The 21866-nt window shown below is 62.2% G+C and carries 18 protein-coding genes; 7 read left to right on the forward strand and 11 right to left on the reverse strand.

The window, feature by feature from the left end:
- Positions 1 to 36: 36 nt before the first annotated feature.
- Entirely contained in the window at positions 37 to 1335 is a 1299-nt protein-coding gene (locus tag AC1DWA_RS03470) for an HNH endonuclease signature motif containing protein (protein WP_477846316.1), read from the reverse strand.
- 200 nt (positions 1336 to 1535) lie between these two features.
- Between AC1DWA_RS03470 and AC1DWA_RS03475 the strand changes: the two genes are divergently transcribed.
- Entirely contained in the window at positions 1536 to 1784 is a 249-nt protein-coding gene (locus AC1DWA_RS03475; protein ID WP_229757029.1) for a hypothetical protein, read from the forward strand.
- A gap of 260 nt (positions 1785 to 2044) precedes the next feature.
- On the opposite strand, the gene AC1DWA_RS03480 is transcribed toward AC1DWA_RS03475, so the two are convergent.
- From AC1DWA_RS03480 to AC1DWA_RS03500, 5 genes are read right to left on the reverse strand one after another with little or no spacing between them, the layout of a single operon-like run.
- On the reverse strand, positions 2045 to 2692 hold the full coding sequence (locus tag AC1DWA_RS03480) for an ABC transporter ATP-binding protein (RefSeq protein WP_133727656.1): 648 nt from the start codon (positions 2690 to 2692) through the stop codon (positions 2045 to 2047).
- Between the two features lies 1 nt (position 2693).
- Positions 2694 to 3611, reverse strand: coding sequence for an oligopeptide/dipeptide ABC transporter ATP-binding protein (locus tag AC1DWA_RS03485; protein ID WP_211918287.1), 918 nt, complete (start codon positions 3609 to 3611; stop codon positions 2694 to 2696).
- The gene (locus AC1DWA_RS03490; protein ID WP_020906350.1) at positions 3608 to 4429 is read right to left on the reverse strand and encodes an ABC transporter permease; all 822 of its coding nucleotides are present in this window, start codon (positions 4427 to 4429) and stop codon (positions 3608 to 3610) included. The genes AC1DWA_RS03485 and AC1DWA_RS03490 overlap by 4 nt, the downstream gene beginning before the upstream one ends.
- Entirely contained in the window at positions 4422 to 5456 is a 1035-nt protein-coding gene (locus AC1DWA_RS03495; RefSeq protein ID WP_020968536.1) for an ABC transporter permease, read from the reverse strand. Before AC1DWA_RS03495 ends, AC1DWA_RS03490 begins: the two co-directional genes overlap by 8 nt.
- On the reverse strand, positions 5453 to 7075 hold the full coding sequence (locus tag AC1DWA_RS03500; RefSeq protein ID WP_092765103.1) for an ABC transporter substrate-binding protein: 1623 nt from the start codon (positions 7073 to 7075) through the stop codon (positions 5453 to 5455). Before AC1DWA_RS03500 ends, AC1DWA_RS03495 begins: the two co-directional genes overlap by 4 nt.
- Positions 7076 to 7246: 171 nt before the next feature.
- On the opposite strand from AC1DWA_RS03500, the gene purD reads away from it, so the two are divergent.
- The 4 genes from purD to AC1DWA_RS03520 all read left to right on the forward strand — a co-directional run bounded on the left by purD (position 7247) and on the right by AC1DWA_RS03520 (position 12392).
- Positions 7247 to 8503, forward strand: coding sequence for a phosphoribosylamine--glycine ligase (gene purD, locus AC1DWA_RS03505; RefSeq protein WP_020968538.1), 1257 nt, complete (start codon positions 7247 to 7249; stop codon positions 8501 to 8503).
- A 152-nt stretch (positions 8504 to 8655) separates the two neighbouring features.
- Positions 8656 to 10314, forward strand: a complete 1659-nt coding sequence (locus AC1DWA_RS03510) for a GMC oxidoreductase (RefSeq protein WP_029254543.1) — start codon at positions 8656 to 8658, stop codon at positions 10312 to 10314.
- Positions 10315 to 10425: 111 nt separating this feature from the next.
- Positions 10426 to 11259 (forward strand): helix-turn-helix domain-containing protein, encoded by an 834-nt coding sequence (locus AC1DWA_RS03515; RefSeq protein ID WP_477846315.1) that lies wholly within the window; start codon positions 10426 to 10428, stop codon positions 11257 to 11259.
- A gap of 191 nt (positions 11260 to 11450) precedes the next feature.
- Positions 11451 to 12392: a substrate-binding domain-containing protein gene (locus tag AC1DWA_RS03520; protein WP_477846314.1), complete on the forward strand. Its 942-nt coding sequence runs from the start codon at positions 11451 to 11453 to the stop codon at positions 12390 to 12392.
- Positions 12393 to 12398: 6 nt separating this feature from the next.
- Here AC1DWA_RS03520 and AC1DWA_RS03525 read toward each other — a convergent pair whose 3' ends face one another.
- Positions 12399 to 12911, reverse strand: coding sequence for a MarR family winged helix-turn-helix transcriptional regulator (locus AC1DWA_RS03525; RefSeq protein ID WP_477916467.1), 513 nt, complete (start codon positions 12909 to 12911; stop codon positions 12399 to 12401).
- A gap of 42 nt (positions 12912 to 12953) precedes the next feature.
- Here AC1DWA_RS03525 and AC1DWA_RS03530 point away from each other — a divergent pair, with 42 nt between their 5' ends.
- Positions 12954 to 14033 (forward strand): ABC transporter substrate-binding protein, encoded by a 1080-nt coding sequence (locus tag AC1DWA_RS03530; RefSeq protein WP_020968543.1) that lies wholly within the window; start codon positions 12954 to 12956, stop codon positions 14031 to 14033.
- On the opposite strand, the gene AC1DWA_RS03535 is transcribed toward AC1DWA_RS03530, so the two are convergent.
- Positions 13969 to 14802 (reverse strand): phosphatase PAP2 family protein, encoded by an 834-nt coding sequence (locus AC1DWA_RS03535; protein ID WP_202022464.1) that lies wholly within the window; start codon positions 14800 to 14802, stop codon positions 13969 to 13971. The genes AC1DWA_RS03530 and AC1DWA_RS03535 overlap by 65 nt on opposite strands.
- Before the next feature lie 117 nt (positions 14803 to 14919).
- On the opposite strand from AC1DWA_RS03535, the gene AC1DWA_RS03540 reads away from it, so the two are divergent.
- The gene (locus AC1DWA_RS03540) at positions 14920 to 15594 is read left to right on the forward strand and encodes a response regulator transcription factor (RefSeq protein ID WP_030534675.1); all 675 of its coding nucleotides are present in this window, start codon (positions 14920 to 14922) and stop codon (positions 15592 to 15594) included.
- A 3-nt stretch (positions 15595 to 15597) separates the two neighbouring features.
- On the opposite strand, the gene AC1DWA_RS03545 is transcribed toward AC1DWA_RS03540, so the two are convergent.
- The 3 genes from AC1DWA_RS03545 to AC1DWA_RS03555 form a co-directional block, all read right to left on the reverse strand.
- Positions 15598 to 16986, reverse strand: coding sequence for a sensor histidine kinase (locus AC1DWA_RS03545; protein ID WP_030534674.1), 1389 nt, complete (start codon positions 16984 to 16986; stop codon positions 15598 to 15600).
- 87 nt (positions 16987 to 17073) lie between these two features.
- Positions 17074 to 18471 (reverse strand): serine hydrolase domain-containing protein, encoded by a 1398-nt coding sequence (locus tag AC1DWA_RS03550; RefSeq protein ID WP_021342978.1) that lies wholly within the window; start codon positions 18469 to 18471, stop codon positions 17074 to 17076.
- Between the two features lie 20 nt (positions 18472 to 18491).
- The gene (locus AC1DWA_RS03555) at positions 18492 to 21860 is read right to left on the reverse strand and encodes a serine hydrolase (protein ID WP_279218632.1); all 3369 of its coding nucleotides are present in this window, start codon (positions 21858 to 21860) and stop codon (positions 18492 to 18494) included.
- Positions 21861 to 21866 lie beyond the last annotated feature (6 nt).

The raw sequence follows: 21866 nt of genomic DNA on the forward strand, positions 1-21866 counted from the left end.
GGACCTGGCGTGAAGTTGTATGTCTGAGGTTCGTCCTCAGGTTTTGAAGGTGGTGTTCGCCGGCCGCGGGTGCTGCTGCGGGTCGATCGAGGGCGGCGGGATGAACCACGGTTTGTTGTCGACCCCGATGCGGATCACCCACTTCCCGACGAACCCGGCTTTGCGGTGCATCAATCGATGATGTGAACGGCACAGCAGGACAAGGTTGTTCATCACCGTCGGGCCGCCGTTCGCCCAGTGCCGGATATGGTGCGCATCCGTCCACGCGGGCACGCACGTGCAGCCGGGGAACGCGCAACCTTTGTCCCGGGCGATCAACGCTACTCGCTGCTCCGCGGTGACCAACCGTTTCCCGGGTTTCGCATCGAGCGGCGCGCCGTGATCGTCGAGCAGAACAGTGGAGAGGAAGCAGTCGCATCCGAGGAGTCTGGTCTGCGATACGGACAGTGGTCCGAGCCAGGGCATGTGCCCGACATCGAGATCCGACACAGTCGCTCCACCATCAGTTGGTGTTGCGGCGCAGTCCCGGTGCTCCGCCAGATCGCGGGCGTTGATGTGCACGTTCACGTGCGGGCGTTGGCCGCCATCGGTGCCAGTTTTGGCGCAGTCCAGGTAACGCCGGATCAGTTCGGTGAACCCGTCCGCGGTCCGCTTCGCTGCCGACCGAGAATCCGGGGTTCCATCGGGTGCCGGGGTGGGCATCGTCAGATTCGACAGGGCGGAGAGCAGCATTTCGCCGGTGAGGGCGTCGAAATCGCCGCGCACCACCACCCGGCCGTTCAACGTCGACGCGATCCGCAAGTCGTTCCGATCCACATCCTCGGCGGGTGGAATCTCATCGGACTCGAAGATTCGCTCCAAGGTCGCGATAACACTCCGCACCTTCGTGGTCGTCGCCTCCACTCCGGAAGCGGCAGCCAACAACAAATCGATGCACTTCGGTAGCGCTTCGTCAGGCATGCCCTTTGGTGGTGATTCGCAGAACGCCACGATCAACACGGCATGATCGAAGGAGCAGTCCCCGCAATCGAATCGGGCCGCCACTGCCGGAAACGGGCGTAGCGCTGCACCGAGGGCGGCGATCTTCTTCCCGTCCCGAACCTGCAGCATCGTGTTTGCCGCCAACCAGCAACCCACCCCGCGGCTGGCAATCACCTGATCATCAGGACGCATCGAGAGTTCGTCCACCACCGCCACACGAACAGCCTCGAGACGAAGAATCTCCGCACTCGCCTCGATAGCGGCAGCACGCAACTCAGAAGCAGACAGCTGCCACAGGCGTCCGCGCAACCCTACCGCAGAACCCGAAACCACGTCCGACAGATAGACACTCATTGAATCCCCCGATCCCCACCCAAAACAATACTCGAACACGCGTTCGAGTCAAGCGTCAATTTTGTTGGGCTGGGGTGTGTTGCTCGAGGTGGCAGATGAGACTGGTATGGCCGTGCGTCCTCGGGTCGATGAGAGAATGAAGCGTGCCTGATCGACCTGAGATTGTCTGTATTTGCGGCTCTGTGCGATTCGCTGAAGAGATGCGGGAGGCGAACCGCGACCTGACGTTCGCAGGCGTGATCGTCGTCGCGCCGGGCGAAGCAGACGAGGCGATCTCTGTCGAGCAGAAAACGCTGCTCGACGCGCTTCACCTGCGCAAGATCGACCTGGCTGATCGGGTGCTGGTCGTCAACCCACGCGGATACATTGGCGAGTCCACGCGCCGAGAGATCGCGTACGCGCGCGCCACCGGCAAACCAGTGTCGTTCACGGCGCCGTTTGATCAGTAAGCGCCTCGTTGGTGCAGGCGGCAAGAAAGGATCCCAGGCAGAGTTGCGAGTGTTGCAGGAGAGTCGGTGGAGCGCGCTCCCGTCCGGAACCGCCACGCAGTCGGTTCGAACACCGTGCGCCGATCTACGGGCGGTTGACCGGTCGCCTTCACCTTCGGGAGCAACGGACCGATCACCTCCCCCGCCTCATCCGAAATCGCATCACGCAAAACGCATAAACACTCGTCCGTGAACTACCGGATCAGGATTGGCAACACGCTCTAAGCGCGAATGCCGTCGAGGTCGTGGACCACGTCGCAGCAGGCGCCGAGCAATTCGCGATCATGGCTGATGAGTAATACGCCGACGCCGGTTTCGGTGGCGCGACTCTCGATCAACCGAATGAGCGCGGCCGTCGTGGCGGCGTCGAGCATCGCCGTCGCCTCGTCACAGATGAGGTATTTCGGTTGTTGCGCCAGCGATCTCGCTAGACAGGCGCGCTGCAGTTGGCCGTCGCTCACCTGGTGGGGTCTACGGGACAAGAGATCGGGAGTGAGGCCCACTTCTGCTGCCAGTGCGACCACATCGATTGTCCTACCGGCAATATCGCCGGGTTGACCGATGATCGAGGCGAGCGTCTGCCGAGGGTCGGTTGATGCGCGAGGTGACTGAAACAGCATGGCCACCGTCCCGCGCAGTGCCGCGGATACCGAGAATTTGGTACCCACGACGGGTGATCCGTCGATTCGCACCTCGCCTGACCACGGTGAATCCAACGAGGCGAGAATCCTTGCAAGTGTTGATTTTCCGGTGCCAGAAGGCCCGGTCAGGCCGATCAGCCTTCCCGGCGGAATTTCGAGCGAGACGTTCTCGAGCACCGGTCGGTTCCGGTGGTAACCGCTGGTGATTCCCAGAGCTTGCAGACTCATGTCAGCTCACCTTCCGCAGTGTTCGGTACGTGCGGTCACCCAGTGTGACCAGTTCGGTCGGGCCACCGGATTGTTTCGACTCCGGGCGTCGTAGGTGATAGACGCAGTCGTCGGGGAGATCGGTGAGTTGCGGTGGTGATCCGGGCATAGGAGTCAAGCCTCGGGATGGCAAGGCGCCGAGCAGGTCTCGGGTGTAGTCGTGAAGCGGATCGTGGAACACCAGAGCCGCCGGACCGGTTTCCATGATGCGTGATGCGTACATGACGGCAAGTCGATCCGCGACATCGCTGCGGGTGAGTGATGCAAGGTCATGGGTGATGAGCAGGACAGCCGCCCCGGAGTCAGCGCACTCTCGAAGTAATCCCATGACGTGGTCGGTGAGTTCGCGGTCGAGGTTGGCGGTGGGTTCGTCTGCGACGATCACCGATGGATCCCCGGCCAGCGCACCGGCAATGGCAACGCGTTGCGCCATGCCGCCCGACAGTTCGTGCGGGTAACAGTCCAGGGCCGACGGTTCGAGTCCGACGCGAAGTGCCAAGGCGTCGCAAGTGTGGTCGCTGCCGAGTGCGTCGATCGTCTCCTGTAGCTGCGATCGCGCAGTCCGGACGGGGGTGAGATGTGTTGCGGCGGATTGTGGAACGAGAGCCACGTGACGCCCACGGAACGCGGTGCCGGAGAAGACGTCGAACTCGAGGTCCGCTGTACCGACGGTGACCGTTCCTGTTCGAGAAGCATTCGGCGGCAACATGTTCATGACCGAGGTGGCGATGATCGACTTGCCACACCCGGATTCGCCGACAAGCGCGGTCACCGTGCCGGCTGGAACGTCGAGGTCGATGTCGCTCGCAGCGTGGACTACGGATCCTCCGGGCAAAGGGATCCTGACGGTGAGGGATTTGATGCGTAGGCCGCGTTTCACAGTCGTAACTCCGAAGGTCGAGGGGGCGTGAGCATCGACCGCAGGGCCGAACCGGCAACTGCAACAGCGACGGTGGCGATCACGAGGACTGCGGCGGGGAATGCAAGTGTCCACCAACCGCCGAGGAGTAGAGAACTGCGTGCCTCTTCGAGGAGCGTCCCGAGACTGGGTTTGTGCGGGGGAAGACCGAAACCCAGGAAGGATAATGTCGATTCGTGCCAGACGGCATGGGGCAGCAGGAGAACGACTGCGATCAAGGCCTGTGGCGCGGTCGCCGGCACGAGGTGGCGCATGATCACGTGACGTCGACTTGCTCCCGCGAGAATGGCGGCGTCGATGTAGGGACGCTCCCGCAGACTCAAGATCTCGGAGCGGATGATCCGGGCCACTTGGGTCCAGTGGGTCAGTGCGATCGAAAGCACGATGGCGGCAATGCTTCCACGGAACATCGCGACGATCACGATGCCGAGCAACAGGTGGGGGAGTGCGTTGACGGCATCGGTGCCGCGCATGACGAACCTGTCCACCCAGCCGCCGACCAGTCCGGCCGTAGTGCCGACGGCGACGCCGATCACCGTGGCGAGCAGCGCGCAGGCGAGTGCGATCAGAAGCGAGGTTCTGATGCCTGCAGCTATGCGCACGAATAGATCTCGGCCCGCCGAGTCAGTTCCGAACGGGTGATCGAACGACGGAGCCAGGCGAGCCGCCGAGAAGTCTGTGACTCGGTCGTCGACGTCGGCCAACCATGGGACCAACGCCGCGTACAGCGCAACGAGGATCAGCACGCCGAGGGCGATCTTGAAGCGTCGTTCAGCCATCGGTACCTACTCTCGGGTCGAGCACTGCAACCAGCACGTCGGCAAGCAGTGAGCCGAGCATGACCGTCAATGTCGTACCGACGGTGAGGAACGCGAGCAGTGCCATGTCTAGGTCTCGCGCAGACGACACGATGGCGCCGGCGATCCCCGGCCAACTGAACACCTCTTCCACCAGCACTGCCCCGACTATCAGCTCGGGCAACCGCACGCCGACGATGTTGACGAAAGGTGCCAGTGATGTGGGCAGTATGTGGCGCTTCGTGATGGTCGGCGTCGGGATACCGCGTGCTACCGCGCCGGCGACAAATCCCTCACTCTTCGAACCCACGACGGACTCTCGGACGGCAAGTAGGAGCCACGGCATTTGCGAAATGGCGAGCACCGTCACCGGTAGGACCAAGTGCCGGATCACCTGTCCCGGTGTGGGATCGGCGCCCCCGTCGGTCAGTCCGGCGACCGGGAGCCAGCCGAGAGTCAACGCGAAGAGCGCGATGGCACCCAGCGACAAGACAAACGGCGGAAGTCCTTGGACCACGACGCTCAGCCCGGACACGGTCTTGTCCAGGAATCCTCCACTGCGGATTCCGGCGAGAACACCGAGTGTCAGCGAGGCGAGAATCGCGATGAGGAGTGAGATCCCGACCAGCAGCAAGGTCCATGGCAGACGTTCGAAGATGACTTGGGAAACAGGCTGATTGAACGATCTGGAGATCCCGAGATCGCCGGTGAACACACCCTGGAGCCAATTCCAGTACGTGCTGTACCAGGGGTTGTCGAAACCCATCTGGTCGGCGATCAACGCTTTGTCCGCGTCGCTTGTCGTCATGTATCGCGTGCCGAGGTAGCCGACCAGTGGATCGAACGGTGAGATCGCGGCGGCGGCAAAGAGTCCCGCGGACACCACGGCGATGACCGGCACGATGAACAACACCCGCCGACCGACCATCGTGAGGATGGCCTTTCGGCGGGAGTTGTCACGGTGGCCCCGTGTCGGCCCCGCGTCTGGCCGAACGTCGACCGCTGTCATTGCCCTCGGGCCCACGTCTGCAGTGACCACCATGGACCCCAGGTCACACCGTGTGAGTGTGGTTCGAGTACCGGTCCGGACATCTGCCAGTCGGAATCCTTCGACACGTACGTATGGTCGAGGAACACGAGGATGACAAACCCGGGATCTTCGACGTACGCCTGCTGTACGTCGCGATACGCGGCATCACGCGTTGCCTGATCCAGGCTGCGGCGTCCTACTTCCAAGCCTGCGTCGACTGCTGGATTGGAGTAGTCACTGGCGTTGTCGTAGATGCTGCCGACCCCGGGCGCGATGTACTTCGAGTTCAGCGCGTCGTACGCCTGTGTGTCGGGGTCGAAAGGTTCGTCGCCGCCACCGAGAAGCGTCGAATCCTGGTTGATGCGAGGGTCTATGCGGTCCCAGGAGAGTGCTTCGAGGTCCACCTCGATGCCGACAGCGAGAGCGTCGGAGGCAAATGCCTGAGCGAGATCGCGTCGAACGGTGTCGACGGAGTTGTACATGATCGTGAACTGTGCCCGCTGACCGTCTTTCGAACGGATTCCGTCGGCACCTTCGATCCAGCCCGCTTCGGTGAGTATTCGCTCGGCCTGGGTCGGGTCGTAGGCGAAGGTTGCGTTCGGGTTGTACGAATCGCCGTAGACCTCGGGGATCGGAGTGGCGGCGACGCGGCCGTGTCCGCCAAGGACGTTGTCGATCATCGACTGGCGATTGGCGGCGAGGTTGAGCGCCATCCGCACGGCTTTGTCGCCTGCCACGGGATTGTTCGTCGGGAGTGAGAGCCCGCGCCAGTCTGCTGACTGATGGGCCGTCACGGACATGTTGTCCTTGCCTGAGAACGTATTGGCAAGCAGTGGAGGGAGATTGGTTCCGTCGATCTCGCCGGACGCCATACGTTGGGCGCGGGTGTTGTCGTCAGGAACATAGAGGAGAGTGAGCTTCTTGATCTCCGGCGCACCGTCCCAGTAGTTCTCGTTCGCCTCGAAGACCGCTCGATCCGGTGAGAGGTCGACGAGTGTGTACGGACCCGTACCAACCGGTGCGGTGTTCAACGGCGATTCGGCGGCAAGCCCGGGTGTCGCGAGGGACTCCGATGGAACCATGCCGATCAGCATCTTCGTCAGCAGTGGGGCATACGAGTAGGCGAGGCGGAACTCGACTGTGCTGTCGTCGACGGCCACGACGTCGCTGATCATGTCGTACGACGACCGCGCTTCGGAGGCGGAAGCGGGATCGAGGATCGCCTTGTACGTGGCAACCACGTCGGCGGCGTCGAAGGTCGATCCGTCGGAGAAGGTGACGCCGTCGCGGAGTTTGACCGTCCAGACTGTCGCGTCGGCGTTGGCAGTGGGCATCTCCGCGGCCAGAGACGGCTCGAATCCCGGCATACCGGTGCCTCCGGTGAGCCGGACGAGACCGTCGTACATCTTGGCCTCACCGGCAGCGCCGAACCCTGCGACCGGGTTGTAGCCGCCCAGTTCGTAGCCGTCGGCCAAGACCAGGCCGTCGTTGTTGCCCGAGGAGTCGGTACCAGTCGGGCTACTGCACGACGTGATCAGAAGTGCGCCGATTGCGGCGGTTGCGGTGAGCGTCAGAACGCCTGGTTTATGGAGTTTCACGGGTGTCCTTTCCTTGGTGGACAGGTGTCCGAAAACATCTGTTCACCTATTCAGGTATTCATATGATCTCATCTCGAAACGGATATTTCGCACAAAGGTCGAACGCTGGGACCTTGGCCCCGTCAGTGGCACTCCGAGAGCGCTGTTATCGCAGGCCGTAGTCTGTTCCCCGTGCGCGTACTAGTAATCGGCTCCGGAGCCCGTGAACATGCCCTCCTTCTCTCTCTTGCTCGCGATCCAGGTGTCACGGCCCTGATCTGCGCGCCTGGCAATGCCGGGATCGCAAAAATCGCCGAGCAGCACCCCGTCGACGTCGCCTCTGGTGACGCGGTTACCGCGCTGGCCCAGAAGGTCGAAGCCGACCTCGTCGTCATCGGACCCGAGGTTCCGCTGGTCCTCGGCGTCGCAGACGCGGTGCGCGCAGCAGGTATCGCCTGCTTCGGGCCTTCGGCCGACGCCGCCCGCATCGAGGGATCGAAGGCTTTCGCCAAGGACGTGATGGCTGTCGCCGGCGTCAAGACCGCTCACAGCGAGATCGTCGACAATCCGGCCAAGCTCGACGAAGCACTCGACCGCTTCGGTCCCAACTGGGTGGTCAAGGATGACGGGCTGGCCGCGGGCAAGGGCGTAGTCGTCACGACGGATCGTCTCGCCGCGCGCGATCATGCCGCTGAACTGCTCGAGACCGGGCACCCGGTTCTTCTCGAATCCTTCCTCGACGGTCCCGAAGTTTCGCTCTTCTGCCTCGTCGACGGTGAAACTGTGATCCCACTGCTCCCGGCTCAGGACCACAAGCGCGTCGGCGACGGAGACTCCGGACCCAACACCGGCGGCATGGGCGCGTACACACCCTTGCCGTGGCTGCCCGACGAGATGGTCACGCAGATCGTCGACGACGTCGTCAAGCCCGTCGCTGCCGAGTTGGTCGCACGCGGTAGCAGTTTCTCCGGCCTTCTCTACGCCGGTCTCGCGATCGGTGTCGACGGCCCGGCCGTCGTCGAATTCAACTGCCGATTCGGTGACCCCGAAACTCAGGCCGTGCTTGCTCTCCTCGAAACGCCGCTGGGCGGTCTACTCAATGCGGCATCGAACGGAACACTCGATTCGGTCGGTCCGTTGCAGTGGCGCGACGGTTCCGCTGTCACGGTCGTGATTGCTGCCGAGAACTACCCGGCGACCCCCCGCACCGGCGACGTGATCACCGGAGCCGACGCCGACGGAGTCCTGCATGCCGGTACCAAAAAGCGTGAAGACGGAGCCGTCGTCTCGGCCGGCGGGCGTGTGCTGAGTGTTGTCGGAGTGGGCAAGGATCTGACCGAAGCGCGTGACGACGCCTACGCAAAGATCGCCGACGTCAAGCTTCCCGGCGGTCATTTCCGCACGGACATCGGACTCGGCGCCGTCGAGGGGCGCATCTCTCTTCCCTGACTCGTTCTTTCGGAGGGCCGGTGAACTTTCTGTTCATCGGCCCTTTTCATGGAAAATCAACGGTTCCTCGAAGTTACCCACGAGTATGGACTTCTCGTTCGGTTTCTCCCGGTATATCTCAGCGCGGGGGTCACGGAAAGAGAAGGGCACACTTGAGCATTCGCGCTGGATCCAACGAACGGCACGCACGTACCAATTCCACGCTCTCGCGTAGAAACTTCTTGGCAGCAACAGGATTAGCTGTGGGCGCCGCTGCGCTCTCGTCCTCGTGGACTACGGCCGCCGCTGCGCCCAGGCGAGCATTGAGCGACGGAGACCGTGTCCCTGCGCTCGTGATCGGCAGCGGATACGGCGGAGCCGTTGCGGCTCTTCGGCTGACGCAGGCCGGCATCGACACACACATGGTCGAGATGGGGAAGTCGTGGACCACACCGGGGTCCGACGGCAAGGTCTTCTGCCCGATGCTCTCACCGGACGGACGTTCCTTCTGGCTCAGAGACCGTACAGTTCAACCGGTTTCACACTTCTCCGGCGGCTCGGTGGACAAGAACATCAGCCGCTACGTCGGCGTTCTCGACGCCGAGGACTTCGGCGGGATCAAGGTCTACCAAGGCCGAGGGGTCGGCGGCGGGTCGCTGGTCAACGGCGGCATGGCCGTCACACCCAAGCGCAACTACTTCGAAGAGATCCTGCCCGGGGTCGATTCCAACGAGATGTACTCGACGTACTTCCCGCGGGCCAACGCTGCGCTCGGAGTCAACAACATCGACCCGGCCTGGTTCGAGTCGACCGAGTACTACAAGTTTGCACGAACCGGCCGAAAGACCGCTGAGAGATCCGGTTACACAACAACATTCGTGCCGAATGTTTACGACTTCAACTACATGAAGCAGGAAGCTGCGGGTCAGGTCACCAAGTCTGCCCTGGTGAGTGAGGTCATCTACGGCAACAACGCGGGAAAGAAGTCTCTGGACAAGACGTACCTCGCTGCGGCATCCGCCACCGGCAAGCTCACGATCTCGGCGCTGCACGTCGTGACCTCGGTTGCGCCGGCCGCGACCGGTGGTGGATATCAAGTGGTGATGAACCAGATCAACGAGCAGGGCAACACCGTCGGCACCAAGACGGTGACCGCGGACAAGGTCTTCTTCGCGGCCGGCAGTATCGGTACCAGTAAGCTCCTGGTCGCGATGAAAGCACAAGGGCAGCTGGCGAATTTGCCAGGTGCGGTTGGGCAGGAATGGGGGCACAACGGCAACGTGATGGTGGGTCGCGCCAATCACATGTGGGACGCCACCGGCGCGAAGCAGTCGGCGATCCCCGTGATGGGTATCGACAACTGGGCCGACGCATCTGCTCCTGTGTTCGCGGAAATCGCGCCCTTCCCAGCCGGTACCGAACTGTGGGTCAGCCTGTACTTGGCGATTGCCAAGAATCCGCAACGTGCTCAGTTCCAATTCAACTCGGCAACAGGCAAAGTCGGTTTGAATTGGCAGCGCTCGCAGAACCAGCCGTCGATCGACATGGCGAAGAAACTCTTCGACAAGATCAACAAGAAGGAAGGCACGATCTACCGGACCGACCTCTTCGGTCCGGTCCAGACGTGGGGCGACCAGTTGACGTACCACCCCCTCGGCGGTTGTGTGCTTGGCAAGGCGACCGACGGCTACGGTCGTCTGCCGGAGTACCCGGGACTGTACGTCATGGACGGATCCCTCGTTCCGGGCAATGTCGGAGTCAATCCGTTTGTCACCATCACCGCTCTGGCCGAACGGAATATCGAGAACATCATTGCGAACGACATGAACTAGAGCGGCGACTCGGGGTCAGGTGCGGTGGGATCAACTTCCTGCCGCACCTGCTCTGCGTGGGTAGCGGTTACAGTCACCTGGACAGACGACGGTCGATCCAGGGATGTAGACGTGAGGCGGACAAAATCCGAGGTCGACGGTGATTGGCTCCGGTGGGGCGTGCCGTCGAGCGACGAGCTGGTGGTATCCGAACACGAATTAGACGACGAGCCCGAAGATTTGGTTCTGTGGGGTGGTGCGTCGAGTGCTGATCAACCGGTGACATGGGAAACCCACGCGCACCGATCGAACGAGATTCTGTTCCCGCGTTCCGGCATTGTGGTTGTTCGCTCGGGCGCCCAGATGTGGACGTTGTTGCCGGGACGAGGGCTGTGGATACCGGCACTGCATCGACACTCGGTGCGCGTTGCCGCGGGTGCGCAGTTCCTGACGGTGTATTGCGCTGTAGGGCAGGGGCCTTCGCTCGGTGATCACCCGGTTGCGGTACACGGCACGCCGCTACTCTACGAGTTGTTTCTGCATCTGAGTGCTCGCGAGATGTCGGACGACGCGAGGCGCCGCGCCGAGCGAGTGTTCTTCGACCTCGTCGCTCCCGGCGACGAGCGCGGAGCGATGAAGATCCCCGATTCGGGCCCGGTCGGGCGGATTGCACGCGACCTGTTGTCTCATCCGGAGGACCCACGCAGTTTCGGAGACTGGGCGAACGAGATCGGCGTCAGCACCAGCACTTTGGCTCGTCGGTTCAAGGTGGACACCGGCGTGAGTTTCGGCCAGTGGCGAGTGCTGCTTCGGATGAACGTGGCGATGTCCCTACTCGGCCAAGGTGTTGCGGTCGCCGACGTGGCAGAGCAGATCGGATACTCGACGCCCAGTAGTTTCGTCGCCGCTTTCAAACAGTCCACCGGTGTCACGCCGATGGCATTTCGAAAGAACGCGGATCGTTGATCCGATTTCGACATTCTTTGACAAAACTCCGCGATTGCGTCATCCCCTGATCCGCTCTACCGTTAGCCATGTAGGCGAGGCTTACTTTACTTTCCGGGTTCGGGAGTTTCCCGAAACTCGCTCGACAGCATGGGGCAGAAGTGATCGATTTTGTTGCGACGCGTTCGAAACGCGGTAGCAGGGCCATCTTCATGGCTGTGGCAGTGGCACTTTCGACGGTGCTGGCAGCATGTGGCACCTCGACGACCGACGCGAAGTCCGACGGTGATGCGTGGACGTATGTCGATGCGCGTGGTCAGCAGATTTCACTCGACAAGATCCCCGAACGCATTGTGGCGACGGCGGACACCGCGCCGGTGCTACTCGAATACGGCGTCGTGCCGGTCGGCATCATCGGCTTTTCCAGGCTGGACGAATCAACGTTGAGTGCATTCGACTTCAGTGGAATTGCCCATGTCAGCGAGACCGACACAGATATCAGTGCCGAGAAACTCCTGGCAGTGGACCCGGATCTGGTCATCGACATCTGGAGTTCGTACAACGGCGGAAACTTCGGCAGCATCTGGGGCGACGATATCGCTCGCGTCGAAGAGGTTGCTCCCATTGCAGGTGTCAAGATCACCGACGGGGCGCAAGCAGCGTTGGACAGCTTCAGTTCGTTGGTCCAGGGTATCGGCGGCACCGACACCTCGCCGGTCTACGCGGCAAAACGGGAAGAGTTGAGTGCGCTCGGTGACCGGGTGCGTGAATTGGCCACATCGCGAACGAATATCTCTGTTGCATACGTGATTCCGTTGGAGTCGAGCCTTGACTATGCGGTGCCGGGATGGACTCCGCTCGGAAGTATTCTCGAAACGATGGGCGTCGAATTCGCGAAGCTGGACAGCGAGGACGGTTTCTGGGCATCAGCGAGTTGGGAAGAGCCGGGCGTCTTTCCGGCCGATCTCCTCCTGATTCCGCCGACGTGGTTTGACGCACCGGAGCTCAATTCGCCGACGTTCACCAGGCTTCCGGCTGTGGTTTCGGGCCAGGTTGCCTCGGTAGAACTGCGTACGGGGTACAGCCTGACGGGCATCACGGAGCAGATGAGGCGTTTTGCCGACGTCTACGAGAAGAGTGGGAAAGTCACCTGAGTGGCATCATCGCGGTGCGTGAACTCGCAGTGATCGATTGACTCGGTCGAGGATGCCGATGGCAGTGGTCAATGTGTCGAGGTCACCTTCGTCGAGGGCTGTCAGTTCTTGGGCCAGGACGCCGATGCGTAGTTCGGACCGACGGTCCCGGCGCGCGCTTCGCTCGTCCTTCACGAAAAGCGTGCTCACCCGGCCGTCTGTGGGATCGGGTCGCCGCTCGATCAGGTCCTTGTCGGAGAGGATGCGCACCAGCGTGCTGACGGTGTTCGGGCGTCTGGAGAGGCGATCGGCCACGGCCCCGATGCGAGTGCCGGGATGGTGCGCGACATCGTGAAGTACCTCGGATTGTGCCTCTGGCAAAGTCGCGTCGGTACCCGACGTATCCATGTATTCACGCAGCGCTCGACGCAATTCGAACGCCGCAGCGATGAGTGATCTCGATGGTTCTTCCGCAGTGGGCACGCGATCAGAGTAGCGATCGATCTCGTGTGATCCACGCCCCAAAACTGTATCTGACACAGATATAGTTTACAGTTCCTCAAAGGGTAGGGTCACCTAACCATGACGGTAGATGAAGCTGTCATGCTTCACGACGTACGGGACACGATCATGAATTTTGGACAGAAGTCACGCAGTGTAATGCTGATCGGCGCACTGACATTGGTGGCAGCTCTCAGTGGCTGCTCGAGCGACGCCTCGCCCACAGACACTGACATCAGTGCGTCGACTCCGGCGGACTCTGCGTTTGTCGCTCCGCGAGAAGTCCCGGCTGGAATGGGGAGCGGAAAGTCGGACGGCGAATTCCCTCGTACCGTTTCACACTTCAAAGGTGACACCACGATCGAATCGCAGCCCGAAAAGGTTGTCGTCATTTCGACCGGGCAAGCAGATGCGCTTTTATCTCTCGGCGTCGTTCCTGCGGCTTCGACTCGTGGTGACGGTGCGGACCTGGTGCCGCCGTACCTGTTGGCCGCATACCCCGAATTCCGCACCCAGCTAGGTGATGTCGTCGATGCAGGTGGGCGCTTCACACCGAACTTCGAAGCGATCGTCAAGCTCGATCCTGACCTGATCTTGATGAATGTTGCAGGGAAGGATGCTGATTCGCTGTACGACCAGCTTTCGGCAATTGCGCCCACCGTGGCAACGCAGGGGACCGGCGTCAACTGGAAGCAGGACTTCCTGCTGGTTGCCGACGGGGTAGGTAAGACGCAGCAGGCGACGGCACTGCTGGATACGTTCAACGCCGACGCCGCGGCCTTGGGTGCGTCCCTTTCGTCGCCGCCGACAGTGTCGTTCACCCGCCAGAACGGAAATCGCTTGCGCATCTTCGGTATTCCTTCGTTCACCGGAAGTATCGCCCAGGATGCCGGCCTGACGCGTCCGGAGTCGCAGCAATTCGACGACACCTCCCGAGACATCAGTGAGGAAGAGCTGAACGTGGCGGACGCTGATTGGATCTTCTACGGAGTGCAAGGCGGGGACCCGGCGACGTTGACCAACGCGCCGTTGTGGGCGCAGTTACGTGGAGTGATTGCCAACCATGCCGTTGCTGTCGACGACGACGTCTTCTACCTCAATACCGGGCCGACTGCGGCTCGTGAAGTGCTGAAGGTTCTGCAGAGCGCACTGCAGCAGTAGTTGATTCGGACTGGTTGTGCGTGCCGACGAACCGGAAGACAGCGCCACCCACAGTGACGGCAAGCGTTGCGAGAACAGCTCCGGCAACGACGTCGGTGAGCCAGTGAGCTCCCAAGTAGAGGCGAGTGAGCGCGACGACAACGGTGACCGTCACGGCGAGCAGCATCAGAAGGCGTTTGACGGACGGTGTTCGGTCGACGCTCACAACGAGAACCGCAATGCCGAACAGCGCTGCTGTGCCGGTGACGTGACCGGACGGGAACGAGTGGCCGGTCTCGAGAAGAACCTGGATGTTGGTCGGCGGACGTTCGCGACCGACGAGCGCTTTGATTACCGTACTGGCGACTGCCGCACCGCCAACGGTTCCGATCACGATCAAGCCCGGAACAACCGAACGCGCTCGCCACGATATGAGCACTCCGCAGGTGATCCCGAGCAGCGCGGTGGCGACCGGGCTACCGAGATCTGTGACGGCGACCGCGATCTGGTTGAGGGCGCCGCTCCGATGATCGACCATCCAGTCGGTCACCGGCCCGTCGAAGCTCGTCAACCACCCGTTTCGATATACCTGGATCGAGAGCGTCACCAGGGCGAGGGCGAGCCCGGACGCGCGGAGCGCTGTTGACCGAACGCTGGAGGCCCGGTAGATCGAACCGAATGCGAACAGCGCGGCTGCCACCACGATTGCGGCAACCGCAATTTCTGCGGTGGTGCTCTCGGTCAAGACTTCGGTGACCACGTTTCGCACGGTCGACACAGTTGCTGGCATGAATGCAGTGTGACGATCAGAAGCTGAAGAAACGCTGAACGTAACTCGGTCATGGGCCCACCGTCTGCTCTACTGGGTGCATCCGAACAACTGCGTGTCGACGAAACGGGGCCGGTGGTGCGAGTACTGGTTGTCGAAGACGAAGTACGCCTGGCCGAGACGATCCGGCGGGGATTGGTAGCCGAGGGATTCGTGACCGCCGTGGAACTCAACGGGGACGACGGATTCGCGACTGCCTGCAGCGACGAATTCGACGTGATCGTTCTCGACATCATGTTGCCGGGCAAACACGGATACGACATCGTGCGGGACCTACGCGCCCGGGAGGTGTGGACGCCGATCCTCATGCTCTCGGCGAAGGACGGCGAATACGACCTCGCTGATGCTTTCGATCTCGGTGCCGACGACTACCTGGTCAAGCCCTTCTCGTTTGTAGTATTCCTCGCGCGGCTTCGCGCACTGGTGCGGCGGGGCGCTCCCCAGCGTCCATCGATACTCACCGTGGGAGACCTGTCCCTCGACCCCGCCAAACATCAGGTGATCAGAGCGGGAATCGAATTGACGCTGACGCCACGTGAGTACAGCGTTCTCGAGTTCCTGATGCGCAACAACGGAGTTGTGGTCACGAAGACCGAGATCGTTCGCTCGGTCTGGGACACCAACTACGAAGGTGACGAGAACATCGTCGAGGTCTACATCGGTTACCTACGTAAGAAGGTCGACCTCCCGTTCGGAACCCACAGCATCGAAACCATTCGAGGCATCGGGTACCGCTTTGTCGGCACTGCCTGATCTTCAATCGGTCGGTAGCGGAATTGTCACCTCGAATCGACTTCCACCGCCTACCCTCTCGCTGACGGAAATGGTTCCGTGATGCGCCGCAACGATTTCCGACGCGATGGCGAGTCCGAGTCCGGAGCCACCTCCCTGCCTCGACCGCGGCTGGTCTAGGCGGACGAAGCGTCCGAAGATTCGTTCGCGTTCTGCTGCAGGGATTCCGGGCCCGTCGTCCTCGATCACGATATGGGCTTCGTGGCCGGCTTCGGAACACTCGAGATGCACGAGGGTCTCGGCGTGCCGTACTGCGTTGTCGACCAGGTTTCGCACCATGCGCGCCAACGCCCTCGGGTCTCCGGACACGCGAACCGGAGCAACGGTGGCGGTGACCGCGATCTCGGAGATACCGTCGATCCGCTTCTGCTCGGCGAACAGAATGTCGTCGAGGTCGACGTCGACGACGGTACCGATGGATTCGAGTTCGCTTTCGTCCGAGCGCGCGAGAATCAACAGATCCTCGATCAACTGCCGCATCCGTCGCGCCTCGGGAAGTAGCGCGTCTTCGATCAGTGCGTCGTCGAGGAGATCCGGGCGTCGGTGTGCCAGTTCGAGAGCCGTCGTGATCGTGGACAGTGGACTACGTAATTCGTGGGAGGCGTCGCTGACGAATCGTTGTTGAGCAAGTGCGCCTTCGTCGAGGCGCGCCAGCATGTCGTTCATTGTTGTTGCCAGTCGGGCTATCTCGTCGTTCCCGGACGGGACGGGCACTCGTTCACCTTGACGGCCACTCGAAATCGAGGCAACCCGAGCGCGGATGCGTTCCACGGGAGCGAGAGCCGAACCCACCAGGCGGTAAGTGGCAAACGCGGCCAGTCCAAGAACCAGGGGCCCGGCGATGGCGAGCAGAACGGCAACGGTGGTCACCACGGTTTCAACCGGTTCACGGTCGGCGCCGACGAAGACGGTGACCGGTCCGGCCGGCGTCTGAGCGCCTTGTCCGATCAGCCAGTAGTCCTCGTCGTCGGACTTCTTGACCCTTCCATAGGTGTCCGATTCGTCAGGGCCGAGAATGCGTTCGGACAGTAGGTCGCTGTCAGTTCCAGGCGATTGGGCGACTATTCGGTGATCGGCGTCGACGATCTGCACGATTCCGATCTGGCTGTCGGTGGACAGAAGCGAAGGGTCGAGATCGGCTGGGCTCTTCCCGGTGAGTTGCTGGACCAACTGTGTGGCACGGGCCTCGGAGCTGTTCAGTGCGGACAGGTGCAGGGAGTTCGCCAGTACGAAAACCAGTGCAAGCCCGGCGATCACCAAGCAGAAGGCGATCACGAGGGTAGATGCCACGGTCGTCCGGGCGCGCACGCTCCACCGGGACGGGTGCAGAATCGACTCGCCGATGACGTTCATGGCGTCCAGTCTGTACCTTCGCGGCTGTGCGTATACAAAGACGGGCGACGCGGCCTCGTAATCGGACCGCGTCACCCGTCTAGAGGATCAAGCCACTCGCTTGGCGGTTCGGCCGCCGAATTCGAGCATCACGGCGCGTCCGGTGTCATCGGTGACGAAGCGCCCCAGCGTCCGCGTGGTGTCGGCGCGAGCAGCGAAGTCGAGATCGTTGACGAAGGCGATCGGGATCGCCGGTGGCCAGACGATGTCCTCGTATTCGCCGAGGTCCTGCGCGCTGCCCATGCGGACGCCGATTCCCTCGTCACCGGGGGCGACGGTCATGGTCAGGTTGCCGGCCTGGTACTTGCCCAGGACGGCGTCGACGGCAGAGGGTTCGGGCTCGACCACGTCAAGAGATGCCGGCGCGGGCAACTCTGCGAGGTTGGCCATGCACCAGTCGACGATCTTCTTGCCGATTCCGCCGCCGAGTGCGTTGGTCAGCACGGTGACGGCGAAGTTCTTCTCAGGCACGGTCAAGAACTCGGAGACCTGGAGGTTGCTGACGTTTCCGCCGTGCCGCACTACCTGGGTGGTTCCGTATCGAGTCAGCAGCCAGCCGATGCCGACTTCCTCGAACATCATCGCGGCGGGACGTTGCGGCTTCTGCATCAGCAACCGGGTGGACTCGTCGAGCGGCTGTCCCTCACCCGGGTGTTCGCCCGACAGTGCGTAGCGTGCCCAGACGAGCTGATCGCGCACCGAGGACCACATTCCACCGCAGGGCGTCATACCGCGGTCCAGTCCGGTCTCGTTGGACACGAACGGCTCACCCTCGCGGATGTAGTGGCCGAGTGCAAACCGGTGGGTCATCACGTCCCAGGGCAGGAACGCCGAGTTCTTCATTTCGAGTGGGTCCAGAACGCGCTGCTTGACCAGCTCTTCGAAGGTCAGTCCACTGATCTTGGCTACGACGTATCCGGCGAGAACGAATCCGGAGTTGCTGTAGGAGAAGACCTCTCCGACGGGAAATTCCTGTCGTAGTTCCTTCAGCCGTGAAATCGATCGACCCAGCGCGTCTTCACCCCAGCCTGCCGAGAGGCTGGCGTCGCCGGTGAATCCGCCGGTGTGCGTCAGAAGATGACGCATCGTGACTGTGCGGGTGGCTTCGTCGTCGGCGAGGATCAGTTCGGGGACGTACTCGACCAGTGGGGTGTCGAGATCGAGTAGGCCGTCCTCGACGAGTGCCATCGCGGCTGTTGCAGCAAAAACCTTTGTGGTGGAACCGATCATGAACATCGTCTTGTCGGTGACCGGGAGCTGGGTTTCGACGCTCTCGATGCCGCTGGTGACGACGATGTCCTTGTCGCCGTGCACGATACCGACCGAGACGCCGGGGATGTTTGCCTCGACCCTCCACTGGTCGACGAGTTCCTGAAGCTGTTCTTGCATCTTTGATTCCTCGAGTTCGCTGGCGTTCTGTGTTTCGGCGTTCGGTGTTTCCGTCATCGTATGTGTATCGGTCGTCGTCACGCGTTAACCCGTGGTAGGAAGCGGAATCCGACGTACACGCCGTCGCGGTGCGGCCGTACCGTCGTCCAACCGGCAGCCCCGGGTTGACGGGTGGTCCAGGTCCCCGGGATCTGCGACGGTACGAGAGTGGCCACCGCTGCAGGCTTCTTCGGAGCTGTTTCGTCTTCCTCGGGATTCGGGATGACGTCACCGATGACGGTGATCACAGCCTCGTCAGCGGACTCTCCACGACGGAACTCGATTGCTATTCCGCCCGAGCTGTACTTACCCAGAACCGAATCCGGAATCGACTCCACACTCGCGGGGTTCGGGGCGAGGGCTTGCGGAGGTTCGAGTCCGACCAATGCGGCCGCGGCTTCGGTGAAGAGATCACGATAGAGGCCGTCTGCTTTGCCGCCGCTGGTCAGCAGCGCGATCGCGACATTGTGGCGGGGGAAGATGCGCAGATATGCGTGCTGCCCGATGGTGCTGCCGTCGTGGCCGAAAATTTCTTCGCCCGACCAGGTTTCGTGGAACCAACCCAGACCCCAGCCCGACTTGTCCGGGAACAGTTCGCTGATATCGATTTCGGGTGTACGCATCGCGGCGGCTGATTTTTCCGACACGATCCGCACACCGTCGACGCTCTGACCTTCGAGAAGGCCGAGTTCCGCGAACGTGAGCAGATCTCCGATGCTGGCAGTGATGCAGCCGGCCGGCCCCATCGAGCGCGTGATCGGCCAGACGGGCATCACGACGGAGTTCCCTGTATGGCCCGCTGCCACAGAGTATCTCGGAGTATCTCCGGTCAACGTGAGTGTGTGCGCGAGGCCGAGTGGATCGATGATCCGCTCCTTGAGGATGTCGTCCCAGATACCGCCGCGAAGAACCTCGACGATACGAGCTGCAAGGACGTACGCGGAATTCGAGTACGCGAAGCCGTCCTCGAGTGGATGAACCTGACGGAAGTCACGCAGGCCCTCGACGTAGCGTTCGACGACGTCGTCTCCGCGACCCTTGTCGATGAAGAGGTCACCGTCGATTCCGTTGCGATGGTTCAGAAGTGCGCGAACCGTGATGCGGGCGGCTGTTTCCTCGTCCTGCAGTGCGAAGTCGGGCAGGATCGACCGGACGGTCGCGTCCAGGTCGAGCAAGCCTTCGTCGACCAGCTGCATGACCAGCATCGCGGTCCATACCTTGGTGATGGATCCGATCTGGAACAGGGAGTCGGTGGATACCTCGACCCCGGTGTCTGCATTGATCACGCCGGAAGCCACCGTCGTACGGGTGATTTCCTTGCCGCTGGAATCGAGTGTGAGAATACCGAATTGAGCACCGGTGACGCCGTAACGCTCACACAGTACGTCCAGTGAGCGCTTCCACGCGTCGGCGCCGGCAGATGCGTTGGCCAGGCCGGTCTTGGGCAGCTTCGCGGAGGTGTATCGCTTGACCCACTCGATGAGCCGTGTGCTGTAGTCGATTCGGTGCGAGATCGAGCCGTTGACGAGGAAACCGTGGCTTGCACCGGGATACGCCACCAGTCGGGTGGGTACATGCAGCTGGCGAAGTGCGGCGAACCAGGCCTCGGCCTGACCCAGCGGGCACCGCTCGTCCGACTTTCCGTGCAGAATCAGCGTCGGAGTCACCACGTTCTTCACGGCGGCGAGCGGTGAGGCTGCCAGGAGCCCCGCGGAGTTCTCGGGAACAGTGGTGCCCGTGGCGAGCGACGCGAGGTGCGGACCGAAATCGCAGACTCCGGCCATGGCGTTGAAATCGCAGATCAGCCCACCGGCCACCGCCGCGGCAAAGCGATCGGTCTGCGAGGTGAGGTGGCAGGTGCTGTATCCGCCGTAGCTGTACCCGGTGATCGCCAGGCGGTCCCCGTCGACAAGTCCCTCGGCGACAAGTGCGTCGATCGGCTCGAGGAAGTCGGCTTGGTCCGAGGTACCCCAGGCGCCGTTGACGGCGTACATGAAGTCTGCGCCGTACCCGTCCGATCCACGTGGATTGAGGGTCAGGATGCGCCAGCCCTGCGCTGCGAGAACCTGGTGGGCGGGGTGATAGGTATCGGCAACGCCGGTCCACGCGTTGTGCGGTCCGCCGTGAATGTCGAGCAGAAGGGGTGCAGCGCCATCAGTTTCGGGAGCGGACAGCAACCAGCCATGCACGGTACGGCCGTCGGAGATGGTGAATTCGCGCTCCTCGGCGGCAAACAGGGTCACCTCGGGGAGTGCTTCTGCGGTGAATTTTGTCAGCGTGGTGACAGCGCCGCTGTCGAGATCGACGAGTGCGACCTCGCCGAAGGACTGCTGTGTGGTGACGATGACGGAGGCGACGCGGGCGTCACGGGCAACGGAGAGCGCCGAGACAACCTCGTTGGGATTGGCGACGAGGGAGCGAGAGGTGCCGGTTTCGATGTCGGCTGCATACAGATGCGTCCATCCGCGATCGCGGAGGCAGAACACGATTTCGTCGCGAGTATTCGACAGTGCCGGTGTGCCACCGGGGTAACCGGGCGCGCCGGGCATCACGTTGCGATCGAGATGAGCTGTGAGGGTGACGTCGACCGGTGTCTCAGTTGGGCCGGGGACGGACAGACGGATCAGGTCGGCAGTTCCGACACGGACCTCGGGGGTGCCGATGGCGACGACCGAATCTCCTTGCGGGTGCCACAGTGTGGAGCCCTGCACCCCGGTGGCGTGACCGAGTCGCTGCGGCGGAACTGACAGATCGTCGACGAGGATTCGGTAAGCGCTGAACGTGAGGTTCAGATCGCTGTCCGGTTCGAGATTCGCGGTGAAGGCAAGAGCCGTGCCGTCGGGCGACCAGGACGGTACGTCCGCATTCCAATCACCGTCGGTGAGGCGTCGTACTGCCTTCGTCTCCAGATCGACGGTGTGCAGGTGGCGACGGAAGGTGCCGAGCCAACCGGCGCCGTCCACCTTGTATCCGAGTCGGTCGGTGACGATGGGCGCATTCGGATCGGTGGAGTCCGAACGTGAGATCACAGCGGCGAATGCAATGGCTTTTCCGTCCGGGCTCCAGACCGGTGCGCCGGCACCGAGGGGGAGTGATGCTGCTGTGGTGAGGGTTTCGGCCTCGCCGCCGGCGAGCGGGATCAGGTGCAGCTGCGCGGAGTCGCCGACCTTGCGGAGGAAGGCAATCGAGGTTCCGTCCGGAGAGAACCGAGGTGCCGAATCGGCGGGCCCCGCAGTGAGGCGGCGAGCCTGGGAATCGCGGGACACTGCCCAGAGCGATGTAGTTGCCTTTCCGGCAACAATTTCCGAGCGAACGAAGACGACCACGGTGCCGTCGGGCGAGATTGCGGTTTCAGTGGGTGTGACCACGCGGTGGAGGTCGTCGAGAACAAATGGACGGTCAGTCATGTAGAT

The sequence above is a fragment of the Rhodococcus sp. P4_F3_2 genome, from assembly GCF_056401335.1.

Excerpts from the sequence above, each read along its gene's own strand:
- AC1DWA_RS03470 (WP_477846316.1), bottom strand. The coding sequence starts at position 1,335 with ATGAGTGTCTATCTGTCGGACGTGGTTTCGGGTTCTGCGGTAGGGTTG.
- AC1DWA_RS03475 (WP_229757029.1), top strand. The coding sequence starts at position 1,536 with ATGCGGGAGGCGAACCGCGACCTGACGTTCGCAGGCGTGATCGTCGTC.
- AC1DWA_RS03480 (WP_133727656.1), bottom strand. The coding sequence starts at position 2,692 with ATGAGTCTGCAAGCTCTGGGAATCACCAGCGGTTACCACCGGAACCGA.
- AC1DWA_RS03490 (WP_020906350.1), bottom strand. The coding sequence starts at position 4,429 with ATGGCTGAACGACGCTTCAAGATCGCCCTCGGCGTGCTGATCCTCGTT.
- AC1DWA_RS03495 (WP_020968536.1), bottom strand. The coding sequence starts at position 5,456 with ATGACAGCGGTCGACGTTCGGCCAGACGCGGGGCCGACACGGGGCCAC.
- AC1DWA_RS03520 (WP_477846314.1), top strand. The coding sequence starts at position 11,451 with ATGGCTGTGGCAGTGGCACTTTCGACGGTGCTGGCAGCATGTGGCACC.
- AC1DWA_RS03530 (WP_020968543.1), top strand. The coding sequence starts at position 12,954 with ATGACGGTAGATGAAGCTGTCATGCTTCACGACGTACGGGACACGATC.
- AC1DWA_RS03535 (WP_202022464.1), bottom strand. The coding sequence starts at position 14,802 with ATGCCAGCAACTGTGTCGACCGTGCGAAACGTGGTCACCGAAGTCTTG.
- AC1DWA_RS03545 (WP_030534674.1), bottom strand. The coding sequence starts at position 16,986 with ATGAACGTCATCGGCGAGTCGATTCTGCACCCGTCCCGGTGGAGCGTG.
- AC1DWA_RS03550 (WP_021342978.1), bottom strand. The coding sequence starts at position 18,471 with ATGACGGAAACACCGAACGCCGAAACACAGAACGCCAGCGAACTCGAG.
- AC1DWA_RS03555 (WP_279218632.1), bottom strand. The coding sequence starts at position 21,860 with ATGACTGACCGTCCATTTGTTCTCGACGACCTCCACCGCGTGGTCACA.